This is a genomic window from Parageobacillus sp. G301, from assembly GCF_030268025.1.
GTDB classification, from domain to species: Bacteria; Bacillota; Bacilli; order Bacillales; family Anoxybacillaceae; genus Parageobacillus_B; species Parageobacillus_B toebii.
Genome location: NZ_BSDB01000002.1, coordinates 1,316,344 through 1,335,783 on the forward strand (window position 1 = coordinate 1,316,344; position 19,440 = coordinate 1,335,783).

The following is a 19,440-nucleotide window of genomic DNA, read 5'->3' on the forward strand; positions in this document are numbered from 1 at the left end:
GAAAACAATGGTACTATTTTGTTGGGAATCCGATTTCCTAGTACATATCACAGTAGGGGTGGAGAATTGATGATGCAAAGAACGTTTATCATGGTCAAACCTGACGGGGTTCAGCGCAACTTAATCGGCGAGATTGTTGCTCGCTTTGAGAAAAAGGGCTTCCAGCTTGTCGGTGCAAAGTTAATGCAAGTATCCCGAGAGTTAGCAGAACAGCATTATGCGGAACATAAAGAACGTCCGTTTTTCGGAGAGCTAGTAGACTTTATTACATCAGGCCCTGTATTTGCAATGGTATGGGAAGGCGAAAACGTTATTGCGGCGGCTAGACAAATGATGGGAAAAACAAACCCGCAGGAAGCAGCGCCTGGCACGATTCGCGGTGATTATGGTCTGACTGTCGGGAAAAACGTCATTCACGGTTCCGATTCCCCGGAAAGCGCTGAACGGGAAATTCGCTTATTTTTCAAAGAAGAAGAGCTTGTCAATTATTCAAAATTAATGAACGAATGGGTATATTAGAAAGAAGACCGGTCAGTGACATGGCCGGTTTTTTATTTCTAATTTTCTGTTCTCTTTTTAGCTGGTTTTACGATATACTAGGGCATAGGCGCACTCGTTTGGAAATGAGAAAAGAGAGGAAAAACGAGAATGAACGACTACCAGTGGTTTATTGAGAACATCAAGCGAAAAACAGGCATTGACCTTGCTCAGTATAAAGAAGCGCAAATGAAAAGACGCTTAACGTCGCTCTATGAAAAAAGAGGATTAAAAAATTTTCAAGAATTTTTTCAAGCAATGGAAAAAGACGAGGCATTGTTTCATGAATTTCTTGACCGAATGACGATTAACGTGTCGGAATTTTATCGAAATGCGAAACGGTGGGAAGTGCTTGAAAAAAAGATTTTGCCGAAACTCTTCGAACAAAACCGCCGCTTAAAAATATGGAGCGCTGCTTGTTCTACCGGAGAAGAACCTTATACGGTAGCGATGATTTTATCGAAATACATACCGCTAGCCCATGTCTCCATTTTAGCAACAGATATCGATGAAAACGCGATTGCCCGCGCGAAAATAGGGCTGTATACGGAACGGTCATTGCAAGAAATTCCGGAAGAAATGAAAAAAAAGTTTTTTAAGAAAGAAGGAATGTATTATCAAATCGACGAAAAGATAAAAAGAGCGGTGACGTTTAAAAAGCATAACTTGCTTGCCGATCCATTCGGCCGTCAATTTGATTTAATTGTATGCCGCAATGTGCTTATTTATTTTACAGAGGAGGCAAAACAACAACTCTACTATAAATTTAATCAAGCGTTGCGGCCAGGCGGAATACTGTTTGTCGGCAGCACGGAACAAATTTTTAACCCAGCCTTATACGGTTTTGAAATAGAAGACACGTTTTTTTATCGCAAAATAAAATAGTTTGTGAAAGAGTTCATCGGCAAGATGAATTCTTTTTTTATCAGAAACTATTTTCATTTTTTTAATTTATGATATATTGTTACTTAACCGCGTTAAAGAGTTGAAGGGAGAGAACAGGATGAGATATTTAACAGCGGGAGAATCACACGGACCACAGTTAACGACCATTTTAGAAGGAGTGCCGGCTGGGCTGACGTTGCTTGCTGAACATATTAATAAAGAGCTGGCAAGAAGACAAAAAGGGTACGGCCGTGGTCGGCGGATGCAAATTGAAAAAGATGAAGTGAAAATTTTCAGCGGTGTGCGCCACGGGAAAACGTTAGGCTCGCCAATCACGCTTGTCGTAGAAAACCGTGATTGGAAACATTGGCAAAACATTATGTCAATTGAGCCGATCGATCCAGCAGAAGAAGTAAAACGGAAGGTGACGCGTCCGCGTCCTGGGCATGCCGATTTAAATGGTGCATTAAAATACGGGCATCGTGATATGCGCAATGTATTAGAACGATCGTCAGCCCGGGAAACGACGGTGCGAGTTGCGGCGGGAGCGGTGGCAAAGCGGATTTTAGAAGAGCTTGGCATTCGCGTCGCCGGACATGTGATAGAAATTGGCGGAGTTCGTGCGGAGCGAATGGATTATCGTTCGCTTGAGGAATTGCAGCAAGTGACAGAAGAGTCGCCGGTGCGCTGTTTTGATGAAAAAGCGGCAGTCAAAATGATGGAAGCGATCGATGAAGCGAAGAAAAACGGCGACTCGATCGGCGGCATTGTGGAGGTCATTGTCGAAGGCGTCCCTGCAGGGGTCGGCAGCCACGTTCATTACGACCGGAAGCTTGATGCGAAAATTGCCGCGGCGATTGTGAGCATTAACGCATTTAAAGGCGTTGAATTTGGCATCGGCTTTGAAGCGGCGCGACGCCCGGGAAGCGAAGTACATGATGAAATTATTTGGAGCAAAGAAAAAGGATTTACGCGCCGGACAAACCGCGCCGGTGGATTTGAAGGCGGGATGACAACCGGGATGCCAATTGTCGTACGCGGGGTAATGAAGCCGATTCCAACGCTTTACAAGCCATTGCAAAGCGTGGATATTGAAACGAAAGAGCCGTTTACAGCAAGCATCGAGCGTTCGGACAGCTGTGCGGTACCAGCGGCAAGCGTTGTCGCCGAAGCAGTAGTCGCTTGGGAAGTTGCTTCGGCAATCGTCGATCAGTTCGGTCAAGACCGAATGGATCTCATTAAAGAAAACGTAGAAAAAATGCGCCGTTATGCAAGGGAGTTTTAACGATGGAACAAATCCTTATTGAAACGAAAACAAAACAGTACCCGTTATTTCTCGGTGAAGGAATCATTGAGTCTCTTCCGGACATTCTCCGGCAATTGTCTTTTTCCAAAGGGACGAAATTGCTTATTATCACCGATAAAACGTTGGAACAATTGTATTTATCGAAACTTCGCGCATTGCTTGCCAATGATTATGATGTGTACACATATGTCATACCGAGCGGGGAAGAGGCGAAATCATTTGAGCAATACTATGCATGTCAAACCGCTGCGCTTCAATACGGGCTTGACCGCAAATCACTTATTCTTGCCTTTGGCGGCGGCGTTGTCGGCGATTTAGCTGGATTTGTCGCTGCCACTTATATGCGCGGCATCCCATACATTCAAATCCCGACGACGCTTCTTGCACATGACAGCGCCGTTGGCGGAAAGGTGGCGATCAATCATCCGCTTGGAAAAAACATGATCGGAGCGTTTTACCAGCCGGAAGCGGTCGTTTATGATATTGCTTTTTTGCGTTCCTTGCCGGAAAAAGAATTGCGCTCCGGTTTTGCCGAAGTAATTAAGCACGCGCTTATTCGCGACCGCGATTTTTATCAATGGCTGCGTCAAGAAATCCGCGAGCTTGCGGACTTAAAAGGGGAGCGATTGCAATATTGCATTAAAAAAGGAATTGAAGTAAAGGCAAGCGTCGTGCGGGAAGATGAAAAAGAAACTGGCGTTCGCGCGCATTTAAATTTTGGGCATACGCTTGGGCATGCGCTTGAGAATGAACTTGGCTATGGAGCGATGACGCATGGCGATGCGGTGGCGCTTGGGATGCTCTTTGCGATTTTTGTAAGCGAGCGGGTGTATAACATATCGCTGGATTACGATCGTTTTTCTTCTTGGTTTCGTACATATGGATTCCCCGTTTCCATTCCGAAACAACTAAATATAAACCGTCTCCTTGAAAAAATGAAAGGGGATAAAAAAGCAAGAGCAGGAACGGTCCGCATGGTGCTTTTGAAAGACATTGGCATGGCAGAAATAAAACCGCTCGACGATGAAACGCTGCTGGCATTGCTTCGCAAATTTCAGCGGGAGGAGGGAGAGAATGATCCGCGCAATTCGAGGTGCCATTACTGTTGAACGCAATGAAGCGGAGGAAATTGTCGATGCCACAGAAACATTGCTGAAAGAAATGATTCGCGCCAATGACGTAACCGCAAGCGACGTATCGTTCGTTCTTATATCTGTTACCGAAGATATTACGGCGGCGTTTCCAGCACAAGCGCTGCGCCGCATAGAAGGATGGACGTACGTTCCGGTTATGTGTATGAGAGAAATTCCGGTTCCCAACTCATTGCCGCGTTGCATACGTGTGATGATGACTGTTGAGACAACGAAGAAACAAGAGGAAATTTCCCACATTTATTTACGAGATGCCGTCACATTGCGCCCAGATTTGTCATTGACAAAAAAACCAGAAATGTAATATCATAGAAAACAAAAGTAATAAGCAGAGTAAGAGCAGAGCTTAGGGTAGATGAGAATGAGTGAGTTTAGTTGAGGTGAGTTTTTTGTACGTGTGATGAGAAATCTACCCAAAGACATCTGTCTTTGGGTTTTTTATTCCCCTTTTTCGCCTCATAAACCCTCATTCTCCATCCGAATGAACGGAGGAGAGATAATGAAAAACTGCACGATCACCACTTTTTTGGAAGACGCGGTTCATTTCCAAACCATTCCGATTGTACGCCGCTTTTTTGCAGATGTGTTTGAACCAGTGAAAATATTTGAAAATTTAAAAAGTGAAGCGGTGTTTTTGCTAGAAAGCAAAGATGATCAATCGCCATGGGCCCGCTATTCCTTTATCGGTTTATCGCCGTTTTTAACGATTGAGAGTGAAACCGGCCATACGTTTTCTGTGATGGATGAGCGCGGCGAAGAAATGATGAAAGCTTCTTCGTTAAAAGAAGCATTTCTGTTCATTGAACAGAAGCTGCGCGTCAAGCAGCTTGCAAGCGAGATACCATTTACCGGCGGCGCGGTCGGTTTTTTAGGATATGATTTCATTTCCGCAATCGAAAAAGTCCCAATTCATTCCAATCGCGATATTTCCTTGAAGACGGGTTATTTTACGTTTTGTGAATCGTTGATCGTGTTTGATCATCATAAGCGTGAGATTGTGTTTATTCATTATGTCCGCTTATCCGACAAGGACACAGAAGAAACGAAGAGGAGAAAGTACGGGGAAGGGTTAAAGCGGATCGAAACATTGATGAAAAAAGCAGCAAGCGGAAGGGAAGATCCATTGTTATTGCTTCATCACGATGACGAAGAAACGCGTGTTTCCTTTCAAGGTGTCATATCCAATTATGACAAAGCATCATTTATGAGGGATGTAGAAACCATTAAAAGCTATATCGCCAACGGAGATGTTTTTCAAGCGGTATTGTCCCAGCGATTTACCGTTCCGATTCAAGTGAGCGGGTTTCACATTTATCGAATGCTGCGTCATATTAATCCGTCGCCATATATGTTTTATTTTCAGCTAGACGGTATCGAAATTGTCGGAAGCTCTCCGGAAAAGTTAATTCAAGTGCATAACCGTCATATGGAAATCCACCCGATCGCCGGGACTAGAAGAAGAGGACGGTCGGCAGAAGAAGATGAGCATCTTCAAAGGGAGCTTTACAATGACCCGAAAGAGAGAGCCGAACATTACATGTTAGTGGATTTAGCCCGCAACGATATCGGAAAAGTAGCGAAATATGGTACAGTCGAGACGCCAGTGTTAATGGAAATTGGAAAGTTTTCCTATGTAATGCATCTGATTTCGAAAGTAACGGGTGTGTTAAAGGAAGGAATTCACCCGATTGACGCGCTGTTAGCGGCATTTCCAGCCGGAACGGTAAGCGGGGCGCCGAAAGTAAGGGCGATGCAAATTTTACAGGAGCTAGAACCGACGGCAAGAAATTTATATGCTGGAACGATTGCCTACATCGGTTTTGACGGCAATATTGATTCATGTATCGCGATTCGCACCGCAATTGTAAAAGACGGTTATGCTTACGTGCAAGCAGGCGCAGGAATTGTCGCGGATTCCGTTCCAGAATTGGAGTGGAAAGAAACACGCAATAAAGCGAGCGCCTTAATCAAAGCGATGGAACGTGCCGAACGATTGTTTGTGAAAGGAGAGAATATATATGTTTAAGCAACTTCTTGCCAAATGTATTGACGGGTATACGTTGACAGAAGAAGAAGCGTATGAGGCGATGATGATGATAATGTCTGGAGAAGCCTCTGCCAGCCAGATTGCCAGTTTCTTATCCATTTTGCGGTTGCGCGGGGAAACGGTCGACGAATTGACAGGATTGGTGAAAGCGATGCGCAGCCGAATGATGACGCTCGATTATGAAGAAGAAGTCATTGATACGTGCGGAACAGGGGGAGACGGGGCATCGACATTCAATATTTCCACTGCGGCAGCGATTGTCGTATCATCGCTTGGTGTCAAAGTGGCCAAACATGGCAACCGAGCAGTTTCCTCAAAAAGCGGAAGCGCGGACGTATTAGAAGCGCTTCATATTGATATTCAAGCAACCCCGGAGGAAGCGAAACGAGCGCTAAAAACGAAAGGATTGGCTTTTTTGTTCGCGCCGCTATATCATTCCGCCATGAAATATGCTGCATTGCCGCGTAAAGAAATCGGGTTTCGCACTGTATTCAATTTAATTGGACCACTTTCGAATCCAGCACGGTGCAAGCGGCAAGTAATCGGTGTTTATTCGACACAATACGCGGAAAAACTTGCGGAAACTCTTCACCGACTTGGCTCGGAACACGTTTTATTGGTAACCGGAAAAGACGGACTTGATGAATGCAGCATTTCGGCGGAAACAGATGTAGTCGAGATGAAACATGGTGAAATTCGCCGTTTCACGATCGCGCCGGAACAATATGGGCTCGCGCGTGGAAAGTTAGAACACGTTCAAGTTCGTACGGTTCAACAAAGTGCTGAACTATTAAAGGCAGTAGTGGAAGGAAGAGCAAACGAAAGCGCGATCAATATCGTCATTCTTAATGCTGGCGTCGCGTTATATGCAGCGGGGAAAGCAGCGACGATTCGCGAAGGGGTCGAAATGGCAAAAGAAACGATGATGACAAAGAAAGCCTATGAACAATTTGAGCGGCTGCGCATGAAAGAGGTAGAAAAGTATGCTTGAACAAATTATTGCAACGAAAAAGAAAGAAATAGAGACACTCACATTGCCAAAGCCTTTGCAAAACGTACAGCGTCGTTCGTTATCGGCGGCGCTGAAAAAACCAAACCGTTCTATCGGTCTTATTGCGGAAGTGAAAAAGGCTTCCCCGTCAAAAGGGTTAATTCGACCGGATTTTCATCCTGTGGCGATCGCAAAAGCGTATGAAAAAGCGGGGGCGGATGCGATCAGCGTATTGACGGATGAACGATATTTCCAAGGACACCGCGGCTATTTAAGCGATATAAAACAAGCGGTACAGCTTCCGATTTTGCGCAAAGATTTTATTATTGATCGCATTCAAATCGAAGAGAGCGTACGAATTGGAGCTGACGCGATTTTATTAATCGGCGAAGCGCTGCCGGCAAAAACGTTGTATGAGCTATATCAGGAAGCATACGACAAAGGATTGGAATGTTTGGTCGAAGTGCATGAGCGTAAAACGCTGGAAAATATTTTAGATATTTTTATTCCAGAAATCATTGGGATTAACAACCGCGATTTGCATACGTTTGTCACCTCTTTGGAAACGACAAGCAAGGTCATTCCGTTTGTACCAACCGCAAGCATCATTGTCAGCGAGAGCGGCATTGGCACTTCTCTTGATTTAAAAACGGTGCAAACATACGGTGCAGACGCCGTGCTCGTCGGAGAATCGCTGATGAGAAAAGACGACGTGGAAGCAGCGATTTACGAATTATTTCGGGAGGTTGAATCCATTGCCGGTCCTTAAATATTGCGGCAACCGCACCGCGTCTGATTTACAAAAAAGCGTTCGAAGCAGAGCAAATTATGTTGGGCTGATTTTTGCGGAAAGCAAACGAAAAGTGGAAGTGGAAATGGTAAAACAATGGCTCCAATATATATCGCTTGGCGGCAAACAGCTTGTCGGCGTGTTTGTCAACGCGCCAATCGATCAAATCATCCACGCGGCGTCACAACTTCCGCTTGCGGTGATCCAATGCCACGGCCATGAAACAGTCGAACACATTGCAAAAATAAAAGAAGTGACAGATCTTTCCGTTTGGAAGGCGATTCATCACGATGAAAAGGCGCTCGCGAAGATGAAGCAATATGCCGGTGTTGCGGACGGATATGTAGTAGATAGTCGTGTAAACGGAGCGTGGGGCGGAACAGGAATGACATTCGATTGGGAAAATGTTCCGTTTTATTTAGAGGAAGCTGCGCGGCAAGCAGTTCCTTGTTTCATTGCCGGCGGAATCACCCCGGAAAATATTGAAAAGCTGCTTTCGTACCGTCCTTACGGCATCGACATCAGCAGCGGCATCGAAGAAAACGGAGAAAAAAGCATAAAAAAAATGAAAGAAATTGAAGAGAAGGTGGCGAATTATGTATAACGTTCCAAACGAGAATGGCAGATTTGGCGATTTTGGCGGAAAATTCGTTCCGGAAACATTAATGCGACCGCTTGAGGAAATAGAAGAAGAGCTTGCCAAGGCACTTGCCGATGAGGAGTTTAAAGCAGAATACGTCCGAATTTTACAAGAGTATTCTGGACGTCCAACACCGCTTACTTTTGCGTCTAATTTAACGAAAAAACTAAACGGTGCAAAAATTTACTTAAAACGAGAAGATTTAAACCATACAGGCGCCCATAAAATCAATAACGCGATTGGGCAAGCATTGCTTGCAAAACGAATGGGAAAGAAAAAGATTATTGCGGAAACGGGAGCAGGTCAGCACGGTGTTGCCGCGGCTACGGTAGCGGCTCATTTCGGGATGGAATGCATCGTATTTATGGGGGAAGAAGATATAAAACGTCAGGAATTAAACGTATTCCGGATGAAATTATTAGGTGCCAAAGTCGTTCCTGCATATAGTGGAAATCGTACCTTAAAAGACGCGACAAACGAGGCGATCCGCTATTGGGTGCAACATTGCGACGATCATTTCTATATGATCGGTTCGGTCGTCGGCCCGCATCCATATCCGAAAATGGTGCGCGAATTTCAGCGTATTATCGGTGATGAGGCGAAACAGCAATTCCTCGAACGGGAAGGAAAACTTCCGGATGTGATTGTGGCGTGTGTGGGCGGCGGAAGCAACGCAATTGGCATGTTTTATCCGTTTTTAGAAGATAACGTGACGCTTGTTGGTGTAGAAGCGGCGGGAAAAGGAATCGATACGCCGCACCATGCTGCAACGATCACAAAAGGGACAAAAGGAGTCATTCATGGGTCGCTGACGTATTTATTGCAAGATGAGCATGGGCAAATTATTGAGCCATATTCTATTTCCGCAGGCCTCGATTATCCAGGTGTTGGACCGGAACACGCTTATTTAGCCAGCATCGGCCGCGTTCGTTACGAAAGTGTTACGGATGAGGAAGCGATTTGGGCATTTCAATTGTTATCTCGGGAAGAAGGGATCATTCCGGCGATCGAGTCAGCGCATGCTTTAGCGAAGGCGGTTCAACTTGCGAAAACGCTTCGAAGCGATCAAACGGTGCTCGTATGTTTATCTGGCCGCGGTGATAAGGATGTGCAGACAATGATGAATGTTGCAAAAGGAGGAAACGGCATTGCAGTTGCTAACCGTAACTAAACCGATGTTTATTCCGTTTATTGTCGCCGGAGATCCCCGGCCGGATATAACGATCGAGCTCGCATTGGCGCTTCAGGAAGCAGGAGCTGACATTCTTGAACTAGGCGTTCCGTATTCCGATCCGTTAGCGGACGGACCGATTATTCAACGGGCGGCAAAAAGAGCGCTTCGCCAGCAAATGACATTAAAAAAAGCAATTGAATTAGTTCCGGAAATGCGAAAAAAAGGAGTAAAAATTCCGATTATTCTCTTTACGTATTACAATCCTGTGTTACAATTAGGAGAAGAATCCTTTTTTGCTTTAGCGCGAAAAAATGAAGTGAACGGCATTTTAATTCCAGATCTGCCGTTTGAAGAAAGTGAGCTGATTCGTAAACTCGGCGAAGCGACGGGAATTCCGCTTATTTCTCTCGTAGCACCGACGTCGAAAAAACGAATTGAAATGATTGCCTCCAATGCGCAAGGATTTTTATATTGCGTTTCATCGCTCGGTGTGACCGGCGTGCGTGATACATTGCCGGAAACATTAAACGACTTTTTAACCGAAGTAAAGCGGCATAGCCGCGTTCCTGTCGTTGTTGGATTTGGCATTTCGACAAGCGAACAAGTTAGCATGCTAAAAAACTATTGTGACGGGGTCGTCATTGGCAGCGCGCTTGTTCAAAAAATTGAACAGCTTAATGACCTTTTGCAAACGGAAGAGAAAAAAGAGGAGGCGCTTGCCGAGTTTCGCCGTTACGCTCGCTCGCTAATAGCACCGTTGCGATAAATACGGCATGCAATAACTGAAGGATAGGGAGTGTCATCATGGAAATTAAAACACAGTTGCGGGGGCTTCCCCCTTATCAGCCGGGAAAATCTATTGAAGAAGTAAAACGAGAGTACGGGCTTACCGATATTATTAAACTAGCATCCAATGAAAATCCATATGGTTGTTCACCTGCTGTGAAAGAGGCGGTGATGAAACAATTAGATCATCTTGCCATTTATCCCGATGGATACGCACGTCTGTTGCGCGAAAAAGTTGCCACACATTTAGGGATCAACGAAACGCAGCTTATTTTCGGCAACGGGTCAGATGAAGTCGTGCAAATTATTTGCCGCGCGTTTTTATCTCCGAATACGAATACGGTGATGGCTGCGCCGACGTTTCCACAATATCGTCATAACGCGGTGATTGAAGGAGCAGAAATTCGTGAAATTCCGCTTGTGGATGGGCGACACGATCTAGAAGCAATGCTGAAGGTGATTGATGAACAAACGCGCGTCGTTTGGATATGCAATCCGAACAACCCGACAGGGACGTATGTGAACGAGCAGGAATTAACATCTTTCCTTGAGCGAGTTCCTAGCCATGTCCTTGCCGTTTTGGATGAGGCGTATTATGAATACGCAACGGCGAATGATTATCCGCAAACCGTTCCACTTCTCCGCCAATATGATAATTTAATGATTTTGCGTACGTTTTCAAAAGCATACGGTTTAGCAGCGCTGCGGGTTGGATACGGTATTGCCAGCGAAACGCTCATTCGTGAGATCGAACCGGCGCGCGAGCCATTTAATACATCAAGCGTCGCGCAGGCAGCTGCCATTGCTGCTTTAGATGATCAAGCATTCATTCGCGAATGTGTCGAAAAAAATAAACAAGGGTTAGAGACGTTTTATCGTTTTTGTGAGGAAAACGGGCTGCGCTATTATCCGTCACAAGCGAACTTTATTTTAATTGATTTTGGTATCGAGGGAAACGAAGTGTTTCAATATTTGCTTGAGCGGGGCATCATCGTTCGCTCCGGCAATGCGCTCGGTTTTCCGACATCGGTGCGCATTACGGTTGGTTCCAAAGAGCAAAACGAACGAATCATTCATGCATTAACGCAAATGTTGAAAGAAAAGCAGCTTATATAAGGCCGTCCCGTTGCTTTTAAGCAACGGGAGCATTTTTACACAAGAAGGTGAAGCAGTTGGAAGGAAACGTCTTTGTTGTTGGACTTGGTTTAATCGGTGGTTCGATGGCGCTAGCGATAAAAAAAGCGCATCCGAACGCCGTCATTATCGGATATGATGTAAATGAGAATGAGCTGAAACTTGCTCGTTCATTAAAAGTGATTGATGAAATTGCTTCTTCCCTTGAACAAGGGATGAGACAGGCTGATCTAATCATTTTAGCCACTCCTGTTATGCAAACGGAAAAAATCTTGACAGAGATGCCTTTCAGTGTATTAAAAGAAAATGTAATTGTCACGGATGTTGGAAGCACAAAGCAACGAATTGTCAAACATGCAAAACAGTTAGGAAAGCAAGGAATAACGTTTATCGGCGGCCATCCGATGGCAGGTTCGCATAAAAGCGGCGTTGCTGCATCAAGGGCGCATTTGTTTGAAAACGCCTTTTACGTTTTGACGCCGACGAATGATGTAGCGGCAAGGGATGTGGAACGGCTAAAAGAGTGGCTAAAGGGAACGAAAGCGCAGTTTGTTGTGCTGTCGCCAGAAGAACATGATCGCATTACTGGAGTGATTAGCCATTTTCCGCATATTATCGCGGCAAGTCTTGTCCATCAAGCACAACAGTATGAAAAAGAAAATCCGCTTGTCAGCCGTCTTGCCGCAGGGGGGTTTCGCGATATTACGCGCATCGCTTCAAGCAACCCGGAAATGTGGCGCGATATTTTTATACATAATAAAGATGAGCTGTTGGCGCTATTTGATGGCTGGATTTCAGAGATGCAAAAGCTACGTTCCATTGTGGAAGAGGAAAATAGCGAAGCGATTTACAGGTATTTTTTACAAGCAAAACAATTTCGCGACGGGCTTCCAGCGCGAACGAAAGGGGCAATTCCATCTTTTTACGATCTATATGTCGATGTTCCTGATTATCCTGGGGTTATTTCTGAAATTACCGGCTATCTTGCAAAAGAACAAATTAGCATAACAAATATTCGTATTATTGAGACAAGGGAAGAAATTTACGGTGTGCTCCGCCTTAGCTTTCAAAGCGAGGAAGATCGGGCGAAGGCGAAAGCCTGTATTCAAAGACATACGAATTACGAAACATATGAAGTGTAAACGGAGGGGGAAGATGTGCAACCGTTGCGAACCAATATTTCATCATTACGAGGAACCATCAATGTTCCAGGGGATAAATCGATTTCCCATCGCGCTGTGATGCTTGGAGCAATTGCTAATGGAACAACGACCATCGCGAATTTTTTACAGGGAGAAGATTGTTTAAGTACGATCGATTGTTTTCGAAAATTGGGAGTGTCGATTGAGCAAAACGGAAGCGATGTTGTTGTCGAAGGAAAGGGATTAAAAGGTCTTAAGGAGCCATCTGACATTTTAAATGTTGGCAATTCCGGGACAACGGCAAGATTATTGCTCGGGATTCTAGCGGGATGTCCGTTCCATTCTTGCTTAATTGGCGATGAATCGATCGCCAAGCGGCCGATGGGTAGAGTGACAAAGCCGCTAAAAATGATGGGTGCGCACATTGACGGCCGCGAGCATGGGAACTATACCCCGTTATCCATTCGCGGCGGCGAACTTCAGCCTATTCATTACGAGTCTCCTGTCGCGAGCGCACAAGTGAAGTCGGCGATTTTATTGGCGGGATTGACAACAAATGGAACTACGACAGTAACGGAACCTCATCGTTCTCGCGATCATACCGAACGAATGATTCGGTTGTTCGGTGGAAGCGTAACAGTGGACGACCTTACAGTTTCCATTACCGGACCGCAGCAGCTAATAGGCGCAAATATATACGTTCCGGGAGATATTTCGTCGGCAGCCTTTTTCTTAGCAGCTGGCGCAATTGTACCAAACAGCGAAATTACGTTAAAAAATGTCGGGCTCAATCCGACAAGAACGGGAATTATCGATGTGCTGCAAAAAATGGGTGCGGAAATGACGATCGAAAACATTCGTAACGAGCAAACAGAACCGCTTGGCGATATTACCATTCGCACCTCCAATTTAACAGCGACGGAAATCAGCGGCGCTCTTATTCCGCGATTAATCGACGAAATCCCGATCATTGCCTTGCTTGCAACACAGGCGGAAGGTACGACCGTTATTAAAGATGCGAGCGAATTGAAAGTGAAGGAAACGAATCGAATTGATACGGTTGTGACAGAGCTGCGAAAACTTGGCGCGGATATTAAAGCGACAGCTGATGGCATGGTCATTCATGGAAAATCAGCGTTAAAGGCAAAGGACGTTGTCGTTGATAGCTACGGTGATCACCGTATTGGCATGATGCTAGCGATCGCTGCCTGCATTACGCAAGGAACTGTCTGTTTAAAACGTCCAGAAGCGGTGGCAGTCTCTTATCCATCGTTTTTTGATCATCTTCATTCCTTAATGTAGAAGCAAGAAACCAAATACAGGTTTCTTGCTTTTTTATTCATATGTCTTTTCATTCCTTCATAGCTTGTCGTAAAGGGGGAATGAAGACATGCCATATGTGATTGAAGGAGCGTACGTCATTCGCCAAGAACAGCTGCAACGCTGCTCTCTCGTGATTGATAGTAATCGCATTGATTATATAAGCGAGCAGGCGGATCGGTATACATGGATGCGAATGGAAATAGGGGAGATGATCGTAACACCCGGTCATGTCATGCTCGATTTTTCGTTTCAACAGCCGCGGACGTTTTTGCAATTTAAACAATATGTTCAACAGCAATTAATCGCACAAGGATGCACTACACTGCTCGCTGTTTGCGATGTTTCTTTTGAAAGCCAGCTTGCTCCCGCGTTGCAACGCTTGCGTCAGCATTTATTAAATAGCCCCATTGATTATTTCATCGGTGTGAAAGTTCCGCTTCGTACGCTTACTCCGTCATTAATGATCGCTTGCAGACGATGGAAAGTTCCTGTCATTTTTGTCGAAATGCAAGAAAATGATATGTTGCATTCCGTCCCATGGCATTGGATCGCAGAGGTGTTAAAAACATATCGGCTTCCATTTGTGCCATATTGGCCAAATGGAAGCCGAACGAAAAAACAAGAAACGATATGGCGAAAACTGCTTGTTGCTCATCATATTCCATTTATCCCATTTCCATTACAGGAACGAACGCCGCTTTCGCTTGATGTGTTAAAGAAAATTGGGATTTATCCGCAAAAAGGAGATCTTCGTATCGGTGGAGAAGTAGATTATAATTTATATAAAAAAGAATCAGTGAGCCGTTTAGTTGCCGAAACGCCTATTGTCGATTATGATAATCATGTTCCTGTTATTACGGTTCATAAAGGAAGATTGCTTAAAGCAGGAAATCAAATATACTTTTATCCCGGATTTGGCATGGAGCGGGTGATCCGTGCACCGGGGATGTTTGTTGCACATCTTCAGTAGGAAAGGGTTTATGCATATGAAACGAATCGAGGAAATCGTTCGTCTTGTGGAAAACGGAGAAGTAGACAAAGCATTAGCACTTGTGCCTGACATCAAAAAAAATGGCAGTGATGAAGAAAAATACGAGCTTGCGGATTATTTATATTCATGGGGAATGTTAGAAGAAGCGAAAGAATTGCTTGAGGAGCTATCGCTTCGTTATCCTGATGAAGGAGAAGTGCGGCTATTTTTAGCTGAAGTATACACAGAGCTGGAAGAGGAAGAAAAAGCGCTTGAAATTTTAGAACAAATCGATGAAGATGATCCCCTTTTTGCCCGTGCGTGTCTGATTGCCGCTGACTTGTATCAAATGCAAGGGCTCGAGGAAGTAAGTGAACGAAAGCTCCAACAAGCATATGAAAAAATGCCGGATGAGCCGATTATTCAGTTTGCGTTAGCAGAGCTATATTTTTCGACGGGACAATATCCAAAAAGCATACCGTTTTATGAAAAAGTATTAAAAAAAGAAAAGACGATTGCCGGTACTCACATTCCGGAACGGCTCGCCGAAGCGCTCAGTTTATGCGGGGAATTTGAGCAGGCATTGCCATATTACGACGAAGCGCTGCAAGAAAAAATCGACAGCCGGACATTATTCGGTTATGGATTTACGGCGTTTCAAGCGGAGTATTACCGAACCGCAATCGAAAAGTTAAGCGAGCTAAAAGAGCTTGACCCTGAATATGTGCCGCTTTATCTATATTTAGCCAAAGCATATGAGCAAGAAGGACAGCTTGAGAAAAGCTATGAAATTGCAAAAGAAGGGATTCACGTTGATGAGTGGAATAAAGAATTATTGTTATATGCCGGAAAAGTCGCATTAAAACTAAAAAAACCGGATGAAGCAGAGTCGTGGCTGCGCAAAGCCATCGAGATTGACCAAGGATATATCGAGGCGCTGACTACGTTATGTGCGTTGCTATTGCATCAAGAGCGATATGAAGAAGTCGTTTCCTGCTTGGAAGAAGTGATGGCACAAGGGGAGTATGATCCTCAGTTTGAATGGGATTTAGCGCGCGCAAAACATAAGCTTGAGATGTATTCTGATGCATTAAACCATTATCAAGAGGCATATACTTTCTTTAAGGATAATGTTGATTTTCTTGAAGAATATGGCTATTTTCTGATCGAAGAAGGAAATAGAGAGAGAGCGAAAGAAATATTTCAACAAATCGTACGTCTCGATCCTGGGCACATAGAGGCAGCAGACATATTGCTTCAATTGGAGGAGTAGGGGATTGCGGTGAATATCACCTCTTTCTTGGAAAACGATTGAGGGGGAAAGCGCATAATGACGCATGTATCCGTGAATGAGAAAAAAGAGTTTATTCGTTGGTTTTTAAATCATTACCAGTTAAAACGCCGGGAATGTGTCTGGATTTTAAACTATCTAATGAGCCATGATCAGCTGATGCAAAAGGTTCATTTTGTGGAAAATGCCCAATATTGTCCGCGTGGCATCATCATGTCAACCCATTGTGTCGATGATGTTCCGTTCCGTTTTTATAAAGGCAATGTCATGACGACAGATGCGGAAAAATCGTTTCATGACATTCGTTTAAATCGGGATGAAGATATTTATATCCAGTTGAATTTCCGTGCTTCTTTCCATTCGCCGCAATATGTCGCAGTATTAGAAGAAAACCCATATGCTCCAAAACAAGTGCAAGTAAATGAAAACGATCGGCGGTTGGCTGAGCAATTTTTAGAAAAATCGCTTTATGAATTTCAACGAGAACGGTTAATGAAACTCATTGACGACGCGCTAGATCGTCAAGACGAAGAGGCATTTCGCCGCCTTACTGATCAGTTGAAACAGTTGTGAAACCTTGCGGAACGCAAGGTTTTTCTTTTTGCAAAAAATATGGTATGGTGATAAAGAAAATGACGTTGAAAAGAAGGGGAATGTGCATGAAGTGGGTAGCAGCAGATGTGGAGATATATGTGAAAGAAAAAGATTATATTGACACAGCTTTAATTCCGCTTATTCCGATTACGATTGCCGATGGCGCCAAAGCGGCTGCATCCGGAGGAGAGTTTGTGCAGCTAATTGTTCATGAGGCGGAACGTCAACTAAAGGGGAGGTTGTTTTTATTTCCGCCATTTACGTATTTTATGAGCGAACAGCGTGAAGAACTCATTCGGCGGCTTGGGGATTGGACAAGACAGCTGATGGAACATGGGATGAAGCATGTTTTTTATGTGACATGTGACCGTACATGGAAAGAATATGAAAATCAGCTTTCTGGCAGGCTGTGGATGGTGCCGGCGATTCCACTGCAGGATATGGATGAATCATATAAGCAAGAAATCATTCGCGAACAAACATCTCAGTTGCTGAACTTTTTCATTTCGCAATGGTCATGAAGCAGCGTGATGAAGAAGTTGAAAGGTTAAAGCGATGACGATATTGACCTTGTACGCTGAATGAGCTATCATTAGAATGTCCTAGTTTTATATTGTGTTATACAAATACCGTCCGGTTGGACTTCATTTTGTATAGAGGGGGGAAGACGATGAGTGAAAAAAACCGCGTAACAAGACGTCAATTTTTAAACTACACGTTAACTGGTGTAGGCGGCTTTATGGCTGCTGGCATGCTAATGCCGATGGTCCGTTTTGCTGTTGATCCAATTTTAAAGGATGAAGCGGGAACGGACATGGTAGCGGTAGCAGATGTAAAGGACATTACGACTGAACCAAAGCGTTTTGATTTCAAAGTGAAAATAAAAGACGCTTGGTATGAGTCGGAAGAGCCGCGATCCGCATGGGTGTATAAAGACGAAAAAGGAGAAATCGTAGCGCTGTCTCCGATTTGTAAACACCTTGGCTGTACGGTAGACTGGAATACGGACAAGGAACATCCGAACCAATTTTTCTGTCCTTGCCATTACGGGCGTTACACTAAAGACGGTACAAATGTTCCTGGAACGCCGCCGATTCATCCGCTAGACCGTTACGAGTACAAAGTGAAAGACGGCAAATTATACTTAGGTAAAGCGAAACCACGAGGGGAGGCGTAATACGTGTTAAATAAGCTTTATGACTGGGTTGACGAGCGTTTAGATATTACGCCTTTGTGGCGGGATATCGCTGACCATGAAGTTCCGGAACATGTTAACCCGGCCCATCACTTTTCCGCATTTGTTTATTGTTTTGGCGGATTAACATTTTTTGTTACTGTTATCCAAATTTTATCTGGAATGTTTTTAACAATGTATTACGTTCCGGATATTAAAAACGCTTGGGAATCGGTTTATTATTTACAAAATGAAGTGGCGTTCGGACAAATCGTCCGCGGTATGCATCACTGGGGGGCGAGCCTTGTTATTGTCATGATGTTTTTACATACGTTGCGCGTCTTTTTCCAAGGTGCATACAAAAAGCCACGCGAATTAAACTGGATCGTTGGTGTACTTATCTTCATGGTCATGATGGGGCTTGGTTTTACCGGCTACTTATTGCCATGGGATATGAAAGCGCTATTTGCGACAAAAGTAGGCTTGCAAATCGCTGAAGCAACGCCGATTATTGGCCCGGCCATTAAAACGTTGCTCGCAGGAGACCCGGAAATTGTCGGTGCGCAAACGCTAACAAGATTCTTTGCGATTCACGTTTTCTTCTTGCCTGCTGCATTGCTCGGCTTAATGGCTGCGCACTTCTTAATGATTCGCAGACAAGGTATTTCTGGTCCACTGTGATTCGCATAAACGCTGTTTAGTGAGAAGAAAAAGGAGGGAAACATGCAATGCATCGCGGAAAAGGAATGAAATTTGTCGGCGATTCCCGCGTGCCCGCAGTGAGAAAGCCGAATATTCCAAAAGATTATTCGGAATATCCCGGGAAAACGGAAGCGTTTTGGCCGAACTTCCTATTAAAAGAATGGATGGTTGGCTCCGTCTTTTTGATCGGTTTTTTATGTTTGACGGTCGCCCATCCATCTCCATTAGAGCGTATCGCTGATCCGACGGACACGGCATATATTCCGCTTCCGGACTGGTATTTCTTGTTCTTATATCAATTGCTTAAATATTCGTATGCATCAGGTCCTTATACAGTGGTCGGGGCAATTATTATACCAGGGTTGGCATTTGGTGCGTTATTGTTAGCGCCGTTTTTGGATCGCGGTCCGGAACGTCGTCCATGGAAGCGTCCGGTTGCTACCGGAATGATGCTTTTAACGCTTGCGTCAATGGTATATTTAACTTGGGAAGCCGTTGTTACGCACGACTGGAAAAAAGCTGCTGAACAAGGGAAAATCCGGGCGGAAGTGGAAATCGATAAAAACGCAGAAGGATATAAAATTGCCCAAGCTAACACGTGTACGTCCTGCCATGGTGAAAACTTATCCGGCGGTGCGGCTGCGCCATCGCTTATTGGCACAGGCTTGAAACCGGAAGAAATCGCGAAAATCGCGAAAGAAGGTAAAGGCGGCATGCCTGCTGGTATCTTCAAAGGCACGGACGAAGAGTTGAAAAAGCTCGCTGAATTCATTGCAGGATTAAAAGAGAAATAAACGGTTCAT

Annotated in this window: 21 protein-coding genes; all 21 read left to right on the plus strand. The window is 44.6% G+C overall.

Annotated features, from left to right (window positions below; all coding sequences use genetic code 11):
- Positions 1-72 precede the first annotated feature (72 nt).
- The 21 genes from ndk (at position 73) to QSJ37_RS15670 (ending at position 19,431) form a co-directional block, all read left to right on the plus strand.
- Positions 73-519, plus strand: a complete 447-nt coding sequence (ndk, locus tag QSJ37_RS15570) for a nucleoside-diphosphate kinase (protein ID WP_062677611.1) — start codon at positions 73-75, stop codon at positions 517-519.
- A 129-nt stretch (positions 520-648) separates the two neighbouring features.
- The gene (locus QSJ37_RS15575) at positions 649-1,422 is read left to right on the plus strand and encodes a CheR family methyltransferase (protein WP_089097850.1); all 774 of its coding nucleotides are present in this window, start codon (positions 649-651) and stop codon (positions 1,420-1,422) included.
- 118 nt (positions 1,423-1,540) lie between these two features.
- Entirely contained in the window at positions 1,541-2,707 is a 1,167-nt protein-coding gene (aroC, locus tag QSJ37_RS15580) for a chorismate synthase (protein WP_285756022.1), read from the plus strand.
- 2 nt (positions 2,708-2,709) lie between these two features.
- Positions 2,710-3,837, plus strand: a complete 1,128-nt coding sequence (gene aroB, locus QSJ37_RS15585) for a 3-dehydroquinate synthase (RefSeq protein WP_285756023.1) — start codon at positions 2,710-2,712, stop codon at positions 3,835-3,837.
- Positions 3,803-4,183: a chorismate mutase gene (aroH, locus tag QSJ37_RS15590; RefSeq protein WP_285756024.1), complete on the plus strand. Its 381-nt coding sequence runs from the start codon at positions 3,803-3,805 to the stop codon at positions 4,181-4,183. The genes aroB and aroH overlap by 35 nt, the downstream gene beginning before the upstream one ends.
- A 195-nt stretch (positions 4,184-4,378) precedes the next feature.
- The gene (gene trpE, locus QSJ37_RS15595; protein WP_285756025.1) at positions 4,379-5,905 is read left to right on the plus strand and encodes an anthranilate synthase component I; all 1,527 of its coding nucleotides are present in this window, start codon (positions 4,379-4,381) and stop codon (positions 5,903-5,905) included.
- A complete protein-coding gene (gene trpD / locus QSJ37_RS15600; RefSeq protein WP_285756026.1) occupies positions 5,898-6,917 on the plus strand; it encodes an anthranilate phosphoribosyltransferase in 1,020 nt (339 codons plus the stop codon). The genes trpE and trpD overlap by 8 nt, the downstream gene beginning before the upstream one ends.
- Positions 6,910-7,686 (plus strand): indole-3-glycerol phosphate synthase TrpC, encoded by a 777-nt coding sequence (gene trpC, locus QSJ37_RS15605; protein WP_062752719.1) that lies wholly within the window; start codon positions 6,910-6,912, stop codon positions 7,684-7,686. The genes trpD and trpC overlap by 8 nt, the downstream gene beginning before the upstream one ends.
- Positions 7,673-8,311: a phosphoribosylanthranilate isomerase gene (locus tag QSJ37_RS15610; protein WP_285756027.1), complete on the plus strand. Its 639-nt coding sequence runs from the start codon at positions 7,673-7,675 to the stop codon at positions 8,309-8,311. Before trpC ends, QSJ37_RS15610 begins: the two co-directional genes overlap by 14 nt.
- A complete protein-coding gene (trpB, locus tag QSJ37_RS15615; protein ID WP_062677570.1) occupies positions 8,304-9,518 on the plus strand; it encodes a tryptophan synthase subunit beta in 1,215 nt (404 codons plus the stop codon). Before QSJ37_RS15610 ends, trpB begins: the two co-directional genes overlap by 8 nt.
- Positions 9,472-10,287, plus strand: coding sequence for a tryptophan synthase subunit alpha (gene trpA, locus QSJ37_RS15620; RefSeq protein WP_285756028.1), 816 nt, complete (start codon positions 9,472-9,474; stop codon positions 10,285-10,287). The genes trpB and trpA overlap by 47 nt, the downstream gene beginning before the upstream one ends.
- A gap of 38 nt (positions 10,288-10,325) precedes the next feature.
- The gene (gene hisC / locus QSJ37_RS15625) at positions 10,326-11,423 is read left to right on the plus strand and encodes a histidinol-phosphate transaminase (RefSeq protein WP_285756030.1); all 1,098 of its coding nucleotides are present in this window, start codon (positions 10,326-10,328) and stop codon (positions 11,421-11,423) included.
- A 56-nt stretch (positions 11,424-11,479) separates the two neighbouring features.
- Positions 11,480-12,583 (plus strand): prephenate dehydrogenase, encoded by a 1,104-nt coding sequence (locus QSJ37_RS15630; protein ID WP_285756031.1) that lies wholly within the window; start codon positions 11,480-11,482, stop codon positions 12,581-12,583.
- A 15-nt stretch (positions 12,584-12,598) separates the two neighbouring features.
- Complete coding sequence (aroA, locus tag QSJ37_RS15635) at positions 12,599-13,885, plus strand: 3-phosphoshikimate 1-carboxyvinyltransferase (RefSeq protein WP_285756033.1); 1,287 nt, start codon at positions 12,599-12,601, stop codon at positions 13,883-13,885.
- 88 nt (positions 13,886-13,973) lie between these two features.
- On the plus strand, positions 13,974-14,876 hold the full coding sequence (locus QSJ37_RS15640) for a hypothetical protein (protein WP_285756034.1): 903 nt from the start codon (positions 13,974-13,976) through the stop codon (positions 14,874-14,876).
- 16 nt (positions 14,877-14,892) lie between these two features.
- A complete protein-coding gene (locus QSJ37_RS15645; protein ID WP_285756035.1) occupies positions 14,893-16,149 on the plus strand; it encodes a tetratricopeptide repeat protein in 1,257 nt (418 codons plus the stop codon).
- A gap of 57 nt (positions 16,150-16,206) precedes the next feature.
- Positions 16,207-16,740, plus strand: coding sequence for a ReoY family proteolytic degradation factor (locus QSJ37_RS15650; RefSeq protein ID WP_285756037.1), 534 nt, complete (start codon positions 16,207-16,209; stop codon positions 16,738-16,740).
- An 86-nt stretch (positions 16,741-16,826) separates the two neighbouring features.
- Positions 16,827-17,282: a YpiF family protein gene (locus QSJ37_RS15655; RefSeq protein WP_285756038.1), complete on the plus strand. Its 456-nt coding sequence runs from the start codon at positions 16,827-16,829 to the stop codon at positions 17,280-17,282.
- A 149-nt stretch (positions 17,283-17,431) separates the two neighbouring features.
- Entirely contained in the window at positions 17,432-17,938 is a 507-nt protein-coding gene (locus QSJ37_RS15660; RefSeq protein ID WP_285756040.1) for a QcrA and Rieske domain-containing protein, read from the plus strand.
- Between the two features lie 3 nt (positions 17,939-17,941).
- Positions 17,942-18,616, plus strand: coding sequence for a menaquinol-cytochrome c reductase cytochrome b subunit (gene qcrB, locus QSJ37_RS15665; protein WP_015864265.1), 675 nt, complete (start codon positions 17,942-17,944; stop codon positions 18,614-18,616).
- A gap of 47 nt (positions 18,617-18,663) precedes the next feature.
- On the plus strand, positions 18,664-19,431 hold the full coding sequence (locus QSJ37_RS15670) for a menaquinol-cytochrome c reductase cytochrome b/c subunit (protein ID WP_285756042.1): 768 nt from the start codon (positions 18,664-18,666) through the stop codon (positions 19,429-19,431).
- The last annotated feature ends 9 nt before the right edge of the window (positions 19,432-19,440 follow it).